Here is a 13,034-nt window from a genome sequence, read left to right on the forward strand (position 1 = left end):
TATGGCGCGTTTACAATTCGGAAGAAGAACTCTACAAAAGAGCAGTTAAGTTACTGAGTAAAGAAGCTCCTTATTCAGAAAAAGATTCTATGTCTATTAGTGTACTTAATGATTTATCCAAGCAACTGTATCCGGTTGATGCTATTGAATTATTTGATGATTACCCCTCCCCAGGAAGGATGAAGTATTATGCTGATGAGCTGGTAAAACAGGGGCTAGTCATAAGTAATGATGACGACTATTCACTTCCACATGCAGTAAAAAAAGCAGTCATAGAAGTCTATTCACAGTAGCTATAACCATTAATACAGACATTTACTTTTTGCCCAAGGGTTATCCTTTGGGCTTTTTTATTGCCTAAAGAAAGAAGCTTGTAGTTGTAGTCACAAATCGATGAGTTAGTGATGTTTTATAAGTGTGGTATGGATGTGGTCACAAATCAGGCCTGACATGCATACTATTAAATGTAGTAAATACAATTAGATAGATAAGTTAATAAAGCTCTGGCAGGACGACTACAACTTGCTTAAACGACACTGAAGGTTTGATGGGATGCAGATTAACCAACTCCCAAGGTTTACTTCAGGTCGGGCTGCCATAGGTGTTAGCTCTGAAGAGTTCCTATGGTTTAAGTATAACTGTATCTGAACACTGCTTAATCTATCTAACTTATATATTTCAATAACTTAAATAAGGATTTCAATTTGAATAACGTAACAGAATTAATAGAACTAGCTACTAAGAATGGCTTGGATGCTTCAGTGTTAGAAACACTAGGTTTTGATAATGTTGAAGGCTTCCCTAACTATCAGCGTCATAACATCAGTGGCTTATATAGAAACAAGAATACTCACAGAGTCTTAAAGCCCAATGCTAAAGGGCAAGTGCGCTTAATTGCTAATAACGCTGAAGGTAAGAAGGTTAAATGGGTCATGCAAGCCAAAGCAAGCTAAGGGGTATGAATGAAGAAGGTAAAGAAGTGCTCTAGATGCAAGAAAGCTAAGCGTATGACACGCCACCAGCGTATATGTAGTCAATGCAAGCAAGATGGCTTCTTTAGTGGCTCTTACTTTCACTGGCTTTGGGACATGGCTAAGCGGTCTGATAAGCAAGCTATGCCTAGTTGCACTGACGAATTGATTAAGGTCTTTGAAGTCAGGAAGTTTGCTATTAAAGCAAGGGGTTACTATAGGGAGAATCAAAGCCTAGGCACTAAGTATAGCTATCACATTGGTCATAGATACCCTGCTTCAAAAGGAGGCAAGTTGATTGCTGAGAACTTAGTTGTCATGCCTGCTTTGGTTAACTTAACACTGAGAGATAAGCATGGTGAAGGGCTGGAGTACTATCGGGCTGAGCGTACCGAAGGTCATTGGACTTTAGATGAGTTCAAGGACTACGTTGCTAGTTTTGATATAGAACGCTTACAGGCTTATATAGGAGATTCTGAGGCTACTAATGTTAATGACTTTGAAACCAATGGCTTACCAATGGATGAAGTACTTCAAATAGAGGCTGAGCGTTTAGGAGAAGAGCCGAAAGGCACTGAGCTATTAGTGTCTAATTACCATCAACAACTGAGTAAATTCAGCCAATTAGCCAATGGATTAGAACAACTAGAAACACTAATGGGCTTTGATGACATGCATCAACAGCTACTCAATTATAGAAAACAACAGGATGGAATTATGGGATTTGATATAGAAGCAAGCAATGAATTTGATGTAGACGATACGCTGATAAAAATGAAATCAGCTAAAGCAATGGAGAGATTGAAAGAGCTGAAGGCTCAAGGAGAGTTAGGTGGAGATGAAGCTAATCATCTTGCGGATATGCTAACGCCACTAGACCTTGAACAGAACCAGATGTACTTTGAAGTTCAAGAAAATCAAAGAGTTGGACTTGTGGCGTAGAAGGTTTACCTAGAATTGCTGTTTTGGTTACACTCTAAATCGCCTGTAGCCCTTGGTACGTAAGGGCTGAAAGGGTATTGCTTGTGCTATTTCCTAGGTAGTATATAGGGTCGAAAACAATAATAACGTGCAATCATACTAACTTCGTATTTAGCTATAATTACCGATAGTTCACTGACAGTATGGAGCCATATACCACCCTAAAACAACCATACTTATGGTTATCAACTCTGCTTTAACTAGGCACTACCCTTGACTAACAATACACTCCGACCAGCCCGTGAAGAGCCAATAAAAACGGTTAAACTGCTGATGTTCCAACAATTTCCCATTATTAAATGGATAGGTATACATCTAGCTTGTGTGTGAATTAGTTTCTTATTAGTAATAACTAATTAACATGTATACATCTATAAACTTGAAAACCGTTATACCAAGTATTCAAATCAAGCATCCTATTGACTTTATAGAGCTACCTAATACTTAGCATCTTCCACGCAAACATAGGCTTAGCCTTCATATAGTGATATGGGTTCTGGATGGATTGGAATACAAAACTACTCGTAGAGTCAATTTCAAAGATTGCTTGCTTGTCTATCATATCGACCTCAAACCTTGAGAACTGGTTCATTAACTGCCTAAGCTTGTTGCGAGCAGTAATGGTTTCGGCTGTTATCTCAGGCTTAAAGGCTGTCTCTATTAACTTAATAGACTCACCCATATTTAGTTTAATTGGGTTAGATTCCTCGGCTTGCTCTTGCTTTAGTTGCTCTATCAGCTTGTCTAACTCTTGTAGTTCACTATCGCGCTTTTGGAGGTTTTTGATGGTGCTAGAGCTAGATGAAGAACCAAAGGCTTCTAGCATCGTTTCGTAAGCATCACCAAGGCTTTGCCTCTTGGCTTCCAGTGGCTTCAGCTTATTAAGCTTAGGTTTGGGCGTACTCCATGTTTTATAGAATGCAGGAGTAAGCCACTGCTCTTTTAACCAATCCCTTAGAAACATGATGTTAATAGGCTTTGAATTGCATGTGCCTTTGAGTGATTCAGGGCATCTGAAGTAATAAAGGTGGGACTGCTTTTGTAATCTAAGTGGAGCACTGCAACGTCTACAAGTACCAACGTCCTTAAGTATATTAAGGTAGCTAGAGGTTGAGCCTCGCTTTAGAGATTTAGCCCTTTGCTTTATTTGAGCTTGGGATAGATAGAAGGTTTGCTCTTCAATCACTGAAGGGTAAAAGTCTTGTATTGGCTCACCAATTGGAACTGACTTTCGGTTTACTCGTTGATTAGGTTGATACTCGCCAAGAACGGCTTTGGTATTAAGCACTTTAGTAATTACAGCATCACCCCATGTCTTGCCTTTAGGGCTAGGGATACCTTTAGCATTGAGGTGCTTAGATATAAGGTGAGAACCCATACCACCAATGCTTAGCTCGTATATTTCCCTAACTAACTCAGCACTTTCATTAAGGATGAATGACTTCTTATCATCGGAAAGGTCTAGCCAGAAAGGCTTATTGTTAGTTTTCAGTGCATTAGGGTCTGTTCTACGCTTGTGCCATACAGCCTTTAAACGTTTTGATTTGGTTTCTGATTCTTCATTGGCTCTAGCCATCGTAACTATGGCTGTTATGAACTCAGCTAACCCCATGCCTTTCTTATAGGTTTGGTTATCAAACAGGGTTACTACAATGACACCTTGATTAGTAATGGCTAGAAGTTGTTGTAGTGCTTCATCAATATTAGCTCGGCTTAAGCGGTCTAAGCTCTCAACCAATAAGTAGCAAGGAGTTGGTATCTTACCTTCCTCTAAAGCAGCTATAAACTGCCCTAAGCCAGCATCCTCAAGGCTATTGTTTGAATGGTATGCAGAGACTCCCAAATCCTCAAAAGAATCTGTACTAAGCTCTAGGTTATGCTTGTGGCAATAGTCTTCGGCTAGCTGTATTTGGCGACGTATTGAGTCCCCATGGCTTTGAGTTGCTGAAGAAAAGCGTCTGTAACTGTATGCGTTCATTTCTCAATCTTAACTTAAAGAATACACCTAGTAAATACGCCTATATGCAAGCGACAGGTATGGTTAATGACCATTTAGAAGGTTGCCCACATAAATAAAGGTGTTATTTCTCGACGCGAAATAATTGTGTGTAAATTGAAAAATTCACTGGTCATTTATAAACTTTTCAATATTATATGCGACCAAATTCAAATGTAGACAACGATAGTGAATCAACAAAACTACCAAATATGTGATGCTAACTATGATCCCTTGCTTAGGCAGTTTATGCGTGAGGATGGCCACGTAGAAACTATCGCGCCGCTAGAAGGTAAAGTGTTCCTATTCTTGCTTGAAAATACAGGCGAATGCATTGAGCGAGGCCTGATCTTTGATAGATGTTGGGGGGATGTGATTGTCTCTGAGCAAGCGTTGACCAACGTGATATCTAAGCTTAGAAAAACACTGAACAGAGTGACTTGTGGTTGCGCCACGATTCGTACCGTCAGTAAAATGGGGTATTCTCTGGAGATAGAGGAATCATCTCAAGCTCAAAATACAGAGCCTAAAGCGACAGTCCCTGAGGCGGATTTTGTATCAGAGTCTCCTCAAACGATAGGATTATCGCAAGCCGAACTTAACCCATCATCAATAACGACAAATCAAACACAAACCTCAGGCGAGTCACCAGAGAAAAAGCCGCAAGATGAGCAGGCTCATGTTATGCCTGTATCAGTAACACAAAGCGTTGAAGGCGACATGGAAATGCCATTGTCCACAGTTAGCCCGAGTGGTTCAGTCAACGCGGTACCACCTAGCTTTAAGCCTTTTGTACGTCGCCATTTAGCCTGCGTGGGCTACTTTTTGGCCTTTACCTGTGTGTTAATCTCTTTGTTTAATATATTTCAGGCTTACTATCAGCCATTGCCATACTTTGTTGATAAAAGTGAGTATCACGACAGCTTCGTAGATGAAACTAATCACTACTTTTTCCATATTGTTCGCAATGAAGCCTACTCGTTGCCTGCGATCACTGAGAGACTGATACAAGTTATACCTAGCCACTGTAATGTTGATGTTTTTGTTCGCATTTATCCATCTGTCAACCAACCTGAAAATGATGCTTTGTATATGCTAATTGAGAGAAAGGATGGCGAAGCTCTTAATTACTTGTCATCTATTTTTGAAGTTGAGTCATCTTTTGATTCGTTTGTGAATTACATGGCTCAAAGGAGTTACTTTTGCGAATAATTGGTTTGCTATTGGTATTAGCACTCACAGCTGCAAGTTTCATGATTGATAGAAACGTATTAGCGGGCACTCGTTGGCACTGTAAAACCATCAAAACGGGCTTTATGACGCAGGCATTTCAACCTTATCAATCGTTGTATGAACGTATGACTTTTACCTTCCAATCAGACAATACGTTTATGATTGCAGAGGCGGTAAAGATTGAAAGGAAGGATGGTCAGGTGAGTAAATTGGAGCACCACTCCTCAGGTCGTTATTCGTTAGAAGATGGCGAGTTGTCTATCTCTATCATTGATTATTCGCCGACAACTGAAACTGATGATCCTGTTATTAATCGAGAGTATAGCTCGTATAAGGGGCTGAATATTGATTACTCAGTTGTTGTCACCGATGACTCACTCTATTTATTTAATAAGAATCGTTTCGAAATTTTTAATTGGGTATGTTTTAAGGTCCAGAAGTAGTCATATAACTTCTACACCAAGAGCTTACCGAACTAAAAAAGGCAGGTTGTCCCTGCCTTTTTGTGGAAACTTGTTTATTGTTTTACTTAAACCAGAGCGTTGTAACGATCTAGTCCAGCTTCTAGATCCGCAATCAGGTCATCGACGTCTTCTAAGCCGATATGAACGCGTATCAAGGTTCCTTCGAAGTTAGGGTTCGCTACCGTTCTCAAGCTATTAAAGCTGCTCGGTTCGTTCGCTAGAATCAAACTTTCAAATCCACCCCATGAGTAACCCATACTAAAGTGCGTCATACCATCAAGCAGAGCAGTCGTTGCTTTTGTGTTTGAGTTCTTAAGAACGAAAGAGAACAAACCATTACCGCCAGTGAAGTCTCGTTTGAAGAATTCATGACCGGGACAAGACTCAAGGGCAGGGTGACGAACATGGTCAACCTCAGGGCGTGTTTCTAACCACTTTGCTACTTTTAGGCTGCTTTCAGCATGTTGGCGAAGTCGAACGTCAAGAGTGCGAATACCGCGAAGACCAAGATAAGCGTCATCTGGAGATACGCACTGTCCCATCAAGTAACTCTGCTCTCTCAGTTGATCCCAACATTTTTCGTTGGCTACCGCCGTTCCTAGCATCACATCAGAGTGACCAACAATGTATTTAGTCGCCGCTTGAATTGAGATGTCGACGCCAAAATCGAACGGTGAGAAGTTAACACCAGCCGCCCACGTGTTATCGAGCATTACAATGATGTCATGTTCATGGGCAATACGTGCGAGTGTTGGGATGTCTTGAACTTCCATGGTGACTGAACCCGGAGACTCAGTAAATAGAACCTTAGTATTTGGCTTAATAAGGTCTTGGATACCTTCACCGATCGTTGGCTCGTAGTAAGTGGTCTCTACACCCATCTTTTTCATTATGGTGTCACAGAAATCACGAGTGGGTTCGTAACAGGTATCGACCATCAGAATATGGTCACCTGTTTCAACAAAAGAGAGGATGGCATTAGAGATGGCTGCCGTACCACAAGGGTAAAGTGCGCAACCTACACCACCTTCAACTTCAACCATTGCATCTTGAAATGCGAAATGAGTCGTGGTGCCACGGCGTCCGTAGAAAAGTGTCTTGTTAGCGCGGTTGATGGTCGCTTTGCGTTTCTCTTCTACTGTGTTGAACACGACAGTTGAAGCGCGTTGTACTGGTGGGTTAACGACACCATTAGTCCACTTCTTATCACGACCTGCAGTGATCAGTTTAGTGGTTTTGTTCTCGGACATGCTGTGAATTCCTTATCAATCGGTTATGTCCTATTTAAAACATGCCAATAGCCTTCAAAGCAAGAGGAGAGCGGGAGTTTTTGCGCTTTTCTTTTGCTTTTTAACCTTCCACGTCGTTTATCGTGAAAGGTTTAAAATCCGATAGTCGGCGAGTGATGAGCCGCGGTGGACGCATTGATGGAATTAAAGCAGCGGGTTGAATAAGTAAAACAACCTTTCGAAGAAGCGGTTGCGTAGGTTTCTCTGCTCCCATTGCTCCAATTCCACTGGATGAGATGATTCAATATAGGATTGCTGCAAATCAAACAGTTGCTTGGTGAAGTGCACATCATCAACGGCTAGCGTTACTTCGAAGTTAAGCCATAGGCTGCGCATGTCGATATTGACCGTTCCGATTAAGCAAAACTCTTCATCAATCACTACCGATTTGGTGTGAAGAAGCCCGCCGTAAAACTCATATATCTTCACTCCGGCTTCAAGCAGTTCGGTATAGAAGGCGCGAGAAGCCCATTTAACCATTAATGAATCGTTGTTATGTGGAATGATTAATTCTACGCTGACACCACGTTGTGCCGTCATTTTGAGTGTTTCTAATAAGTCGGCACTCGGTACAAAGTAGGGTGTTGTAATACGAACTGAATGGTTTGCTTGATTAATCGCAATAGTAAGAACTTGCAGAATCAAATACTCCGGCATGCCCGGCCCAGATGGCACTACTTGAACTGGATGATGCGTCATTATTTCTTCAACCGGGCACTCTGGTAAATCAGGAAGAATGCGTTCACCGGTTTCCACTTCCCAATCCCAACCATGAATTGCTGACAACACGTTAACGGTTGGCCCAGTGACGCGAACCATGACATCAATCCATTGGCCGACACCTGAGCTCTGTTTGAAATGAGCTGGATCTACCATATTCATTGACCCGGTATAGGCGATGGACTCATCAATCACGATGATCTTCCGGTGCTGCCTTAGATCTAAACGGCGTAAGAAAATACGCCAAGGACTAACCTCTAATGCTTGGACAACGTGAACGCCAGCGTCTTTCATCATTGAACGCCAGTGACTTTTGAAAAAGCGCGGGCTACCTGCAGAATCGAGTAAAACTTTAACATCGACACCACGTTTTGCTGCTCGAATAAGTGCGGAAGCAACGGAGTCAGTTAAGCCGCCGGGGTGCCAAATATAGAAAACCATTTTGATACTAGTCTGGGCGTTTTCTATATCTTCGATAATTGCGTGTAGGATCTCATTAGGAGAAGCCTGCAGTGAAAGTGTGTTTCCGCTGAGCGCTGGAATGCCCATCCGATTGTTACAAAGCTCATCAATTTTGTGGATAGGCGAGCCGACTTTACCTGGAAGGTGGACTTGGCAATCATTTAATTGGCGGAACCAATCACCAAAAGGCGTAAACATGCGATGTGCCCGCTCAGCCCTCTTTCTACCAAGATTTAGCTCTCCGAAAAGGAAGTAACAAGCGACGCCAACAATAGGGATAATGTAGATAACCATCAACCATGCGAGAGAAACGCTGACAGAGCGTCGTTTTAGTACGACACGAAAAGTCACACCGGCGACAAGGACCCAGTATAAAGCGACAGAAGCTAAAGTTAAAAAATGGTAGAGCTTTTCCACATTGAATACTCGAAAAAAGAGACACTTAGATAGTAATGCTATTTTACGGATATGGGAATTTAAGGAATCAACTATTTACAAAATAGAGCAAAAGCTGTAAACAGGTTAAAGTTGTTAAGTTTTAGTTAACTTAAGACGAATGCAATTGTTTTGTATGAAAAACCGGCATTTAACCATAAAGATTTACATTGATAACGAAATATATACGGTTCGGGCTTCCAATTGTATTCTTAAACTGGTTTACTTGCTAGATAACGAGCGTCAATCAAATCTTTTAATGGTGTAAATTATTATATACACCTTATCTTTTAATGACGCCACACAAAGCAAAATACAACATCACATAACACAAAAGTTTGGAGTAAACGTGGCTACTAGTAATACAACCACTACACCCCGCGATACCTGGGGTTCGAAATTAGGATTCGTAATGGCTGCAGCAGGTTCTGCTGTTGGCTTAGGTAACATCTGGAAATTCCCATACACAGCAGGTGAAAGTGGCGGCGGTGCATTCGTTGCAATTTATCTGTTTTTTGTAATCTTCATCGGTTTTAGTGTGATGCTGACTGAATTTGCGATTGGCCGTCATACGCAAAAATCAGCAGTAGGTGCATTTAAATCAACTGACCGTCGCTGGACGTTCGCTGGTGTTATTGGCGTAGTCAGTGGTTTACTTATCATGGGTTTCTACCCTGTAGTAGGTGGCTGGTCTATCGCATACATCGGTAAAATTGCTGGTGGTCTACTAGACGCACCTGAAGCAATTGGCGACAGCTTCGGTGGCTTTATCTCAAACCCAGTTCAGCCACTAATGTGGATGGGCCTATACCTACTACTTAACGTTGTCATCGTTATGAAGGGTATTTCTGGCGGTATTGAGAAAGCGGGTAAGATTCTGATGCCACTTCTTTTCATCATCCTTATCGTGGTATCAATCAAAGGCCTAATGCTTCCGGGCGCGATGGCTGGTCTTGAATTCCTATTCAGCCCTGACTTCTCTAAAGTAGACAGCGGTGTAATCCTAGCTGCACTGGGTCAAGCATTCTTCTCACTATCTCTTGGTATGGGTTGTATGTTGACTTACGGTTCTTACCTTAAGAAGAAAGAGAACCTAGTTCAAACTACAGCTATGGTTACGGCGATGGATACAGGCGTTGCTATCCTAGCTGGTGTTGCAATGTTCCCTGCAATGTTCGCATTCGGTATGGAACCTGCAGCAGGTCCTGGTCTAGTATTCGTTGTTGTTCCTCAGCTATTCGCTGAAATGGGCGGCGTAGTTGGTCTTCTATTTGCTCTTATGTTCTTCGTTGGTCTAAGTGTTGCGGCACTGACTTCTTCAGTATCTCTACTTGAAGTTGTTGTTTCGTACCTAATCGATGAGAAAGGCATGAAGCGTGTAACAGCTGTACTGTCTGCAAGTGTCGTAATGGCGATTCTATGTATCTTCGCTTCTCTATCTCTTGGTGGCTTTGGTCCAACGCTGTTTGGTACTGGTGCATTCGATATCTTCGACCTACTAACGGATAAGATATTCCTAGCAGTTGGCGGTATGTTGGTATGTATCTTCGCTGGTTGGAGACTGAACCGTGCTGACCTAGAGAAAGAAATCACTAACGACGGTGAAGTATCTTTCCCTCTATTCGGTCTATGGTACACACTCGTTAAGTACATCATTCCAGTAGCTATCGCTATCGTAGCGTTCATGGGTATCTCTTCTGGCTTCGACAGCGGTAAAGGTGCAATCATGCTACTAGGTATTGGTATTATTGCTGGCTCTGCGCTTATCTCTAAGAAGCTATAATTCTTAGAAACTCTAATCGCAAACTAAAGTTAATTGATAAACGGGAGCCATTGGCTCCCGTTTTTTTATGCGACGCACTTATTGTTTTTCGAGAAATAAAAACATCGTCCCCTAAAGTTATCCGTGTGGTGGCCGATATATCTTTCGGTTAGGCTATATCGGCCTGTATTTATTTTAGGTAGGTGTTCTGTGAAATTGTCAGTGAGAAAAAAACTATATTTGGGTTTTGGATCTATATTGGCGGTGCTTGTCACGTTAGTAGGGATTGTATCGATAGAAGTGATTGGGGCTCACGAGAGCTCTGATGAAATTAGACTGGATGATGTTCCAGGAACTGTTACCTACCTTATATTGATCGATGAAGCTGGTGATGTTTACCGTGATGCTTTGGGCGCGGTTGTTCAGGGCGGTAATGCGCTCAATGATTATCGAGCTAATAAGACTCAATTTTCTCAAGCAATTGAAGAAGTAAAGCGTTTAGAGAGTAAAGGCTCAGAGGACCATCGTCGTGTTCAGCGAATTGAAGAGCTAATGGGGCGCTTTACTCAAGAGTTTGAATCGAAGCTCGTACCTATGCTTAATGATGAAACTGCATTGTTATCAAATATGCAGCAGCTTCGCTCTTTGTATGAGAGTAATCTTATCCCGATTGAAAATTTGCTTGATCAAGCATCTGAAAGTGAGATTGCTGATACAGAGCGAGCTCTGCTAACACTAACGGATTCGTTTATTACAATCGAACGCACGATTATGGTGTTGACTGCGGTTGCGATTGTGTTTGGTTGCGTAATTGCGTTTGTATTGTCTAGCTCTATTACTAATCGCTTAACTCGTGTAGAGCAAGTTGCACGACGCGTAGCAAATGGTGATCTAACGGCAGGTGACATTGTTGATGATTCTGGTGATGAGTTGGCTGACCTTGCTCAATCGATCAACCAGATGCAAAAGTCATTGGTCGATCTCCTCGGTTCTATCTCATCAGTGACTACCCAAGTTCAATCCGTTACTGGTGAGCTATCATCAATCAGCCACGACATCGTATCTGGCGCCTCTGCTCAAGCAGATAAAGCGACATTGATTGCGACTGCGGCAGAAGAACTAAGCTTAACCATTTCTGAAGTAGCGCAACAAGGTACTTCTACTTATGAAGAAGCGCGCCGCTCAGAAACGTCTGCAGAAGACGGTCGTAAAGTGATCGTGGAGATGGTTGCGAGCATCCAACAAGTGTCTACTCAAATGAGCGACATGTCTTTACAAATGAACACGCTGGGTTCACATGGTGAGCAGATTGGCAGTGTTATCAAGGTAATCGAAGATATCGCAGAACAAACCAACCTCTTGGCTCTGAACGCGGCTATTGAAGCTGCGCGTGCTGGTGAGTTCGGTCGTGGTTTTGCCGTGGTAGCTGATGAAGTACGAGCGCTAGCGGAGAGAACGACTAAAGCAACACAAGAAGTGTCTGGTATCATCCAATCTATTCAATCTGGTACTCAAGAAGCGGTTACTTACACTCAAGACAACTGTCGTTTAGTTGAAATTGGTGTAGAGCAAAGTACAGGGGCGGTATCGGCTCTAGAAGCAATTGTTAGCGGTGCGGGCAACGTACAAAGTATGGTTAACTCAATTGCGACTGCGGCAGAAGAACAGACAGCGGTGACAAAAGAAATCGCAGCGGATATTACGGCAATCAGTGATATCTCTGAACAGTCATTACAGTTAGCGACTCGCAGCTCTGAGAACACATCAGGTTTGAATGCTAAAGTTGCCGAACTTGAAGGCTTAGTAGGTAAGTTCAAACTTGCTTAGAGCTTAGAGCTGGATCATAAGTCTAGAACATAAGCTTAGAGCGAATTGATTAAAGACTTCCCAGTGAAAGTTGACTATTGAAACATAAGCCCAACGATTCAATGTTTATTGAACTCGTTGGGCTTTTTCGTAGCTGGAATCTGGATTCAGACACGGTATACTCCACGTTCTACAATGGAGCTAGCCTTTACATGTTCGACATTCTTCTGAATCACTCTGATTTTTTACTTATAAACAAACATCCAGGCGTCAGCGTCCATAAAGACGATGGTGATACGATGTTATTGCAAGAAGTTGCTAAGGCAATCAATGAGCCGAAGCTATATTTAGTCCATCGTCTCGATAAAATGACGTCAGGAATTCTACTGCTGGCAAAAGATGCCCCGGCAGCGAGTGAGCTTTCACAGTTGTTTGCAAAGCGTGAAGTAGAGAAGTACTACCTTGCGATAGGCTCCAAGAAGCCGAAGAAAAAGCAGGGGCTGATCTCAGGAGATATGGAGCGTTCACGACGCTCAAGCTGGAAGCTGCTGACAACCAAAGAAAACCCAGCGATTACCCAATTTTTATCTGCAACGGCTGAACCCGGTGAGCGTCTACTTTTATGTAAACCCTATACGGGGCGAACTCATCAGATCCGTGTCGCGATGAAGTCCATTGGCTCGGCTATTGTTGGTGATCCTATTTACAATCCATCGAACGAGGCTGACAGAGGCTATCTGCATGCCTTCGCGATTCGATTTACCTATCAATCACAAGCCTACGAATATGTCTGCGATCCAAGAAACCTCGACTCTTTGGGTGAGAAATGGCATCAAGAGATCGTGTCTAATGGTTTAGACGGTTGGCTTGAACCTTGGTCATTAACGTGGCCAAAGCTAAACACTAAGTGAGTGA

At 42.4% G+C, this 13,034-nt stretch carries 11 protein-coding genes and 1 pseudogene; 9 read left to right on the top strand and 3 right to left on the bottom strand.

The annotated features are described in order from the left end of the window. The 3 genes and pseudogenes from AB4589_RS06860 to AB4589_RS06870 all read left to right on the top strand — a co-directional run. Nucleotides 1-293 (top strand): annotated as a pseudogene (locus tag AB4589_RS06860) (hypothetical protein); the annotation flags it as partial. A 411-nt stretch (nt 294-704) separates the two neighbouring features. Beyond that, the gene (locus tag AB4589_RS06865; protein WP_372099893.1) at nt 705-953 is read left to right on the top strand and encodes a hypothetical protein; all 249 of its coding nucleotides are present in this window, start codon (nt 705-707) and stop codon (nt 951-953) included. 9 nt (nt 954-962) lie between these two features. Then, complete coding sequence (locus AB4589_RS06870) at nt 963-1,913, top strand: hypothetical protein (RefSeq protein ID WP_372099894.1); 951 nt, start codon at nt 963-965, stop codon at nt 1,911-1,913. A 472-nt stretch (nt 1,914-2,385) separates the two neighbouring features. Here the strand turns inward: AB4589_RS06870 and AB4589_RS06875 are convergent, their stop codons facing one another. Then, nucleotides 2,386-3,930 (bottom strand): recombinase family protein, encoded by a 1,545-nt coding sequence (locus tag AB4589_RS06875; protein WP_372099896.1) that lies wholly within the window; start codon nt 3,928-3,930, stop codon nt 2,386-2,388. Here AB4589_RS06875 and AB4589_RS06880 point away from each other — a divergent pair. The 3 genes from AB4589_RS06880 (at nt 3,921) to AB4589_RS06890 (ending at nt 5,624) form a co-directional block, all read left to right on the top strand. Continuing rightward, nucleotides 3,921-4,028, top strand: a complete 108-nt coding sequence (locus AB4589_RS06880) for a DNA-3-methyladenine glycosylase I (protein WP_372099898.1) — start codon at nt 3,921-3,923, stop codon at nt 4,026-4,028. The two genes, AB4589_RS06875 and AB4589_RS06880, sit on opposite strands and share 10 nt — an antisense overlap. A gap of 109 nt (nt 4,029-4,137) precedes the next feature. Continuing rightward, a complete protein-coding gene (locus tag AB4589_RS06885) occupies nt 4,138-5,160 on the top strand; it encodes a transcriptional regulator (protein ID WP_372099900.1) in 1,023 nt (340 codons plus the stop codon). After that, nucleotides 5,151-5,624 (top strand): hypothetical protein, encoded by a 474-nt coding sequence (locus AB4589_RS06890; RefSeq protein ID WP_371700877.1) that lies wholly within the window; start codon nt 5,151-5,153, stop codon nt 5,622-5,624. The genes AB4589_RS06885 and AB4589_RS06890 overlap by 10 nt, the downstream gene beginning before the upstream one ends. Nucleotides 5,625-5,710: 86 nt before the next feature. On the opposite strand, the gene AB4589_RS06895 is transcribed toward AB4589_RS06890, so the two are convergent. Together AB4589_RS06895 and cls are read right to left on the bottom strand one after the other, a co-directional pair. After that, the gene (locus tag AB4589_RS06895; RefSeq protein WP_135382796.1) at nt 5,711-6,895 is read right to left on the bottom strand and encodes a cystathionine beta-lyase; all 1,185 of its coding nucleotides are present in this window, start codon (nt 6,893-6,895) and stop codon (nt 5,711-5,713) included. A 183-nt stretch (nt 6,896-7,078) separates the two neighbouring features. Then, nucleotides 7,079-8,533 (bottom strand): cardiolipin synthase, encoded by a 1,455-nt coding sequence (gene cls / locus AB4589_RS06900; protein WP_012604351.1) that lies wholly within the window; start codon nt 8,531-8,533, stop codon nt 7,079-7,081. 367 nt (nt 8,534-8,900) lie between these two features. Between cls and AB4589_RS06905 the strand changes: the two genes are divergently transcribed. From AB4589_RS06905 to AB4589_RS06915, 3 genes are all read left to right on the top strand, one after another. Beyond that, nucleotides 8,901-10,334: a sodium-dependent transporter gene (locus AB4589_RS06905; RefSeq protein WP_012604350.1), complete on the top strand. Its 1,434-nt coding sequence runs from the start codon at nt 8,901-8,903 to the stop codon at nt 10,332-10,334. A gap of 189 nt (nt 10,335-10,523) precedes the next feature. Beyond that, nucleotides 10,524-12,140, top strand: a complete 1,617-nt coding sequence (locus AB4589_RS06910) for a methyl-accepting chemotaxis protein (RefSeq protein WP_372099902.1) — start codon at nt 10,524-10,526, stop codon at nt 12,138-12,140. 191 nt (nt 12,141-12,331) lie between these two features. Then, nucleotides 12,332-13,030, top strand: coding sequence for a TIGR01621 family pseudouridine synthase (locus tag AB4589_RS06915; protein ID WP_029223967.1), 699 nt, complete (start codon nt 12,332-12,334; stop codon nt 13,028-13,030). The last annotated feature ends 4 nt before the right edge of the window (nt 13,031-13,034 follow it).

It is taken from the genome of Vibrio sp. 10N.222.49.A3 (genome assembly GCF_041475145.1).
In the GTDB taxonomy this organism is placed as follows: domain Bacteria; phylum Pseudomonadota; class Gammaproteobacteria; order Enterobacterales; family Vibrionaceae; genus Vibrio; species Vibrio tasmaniensis_A.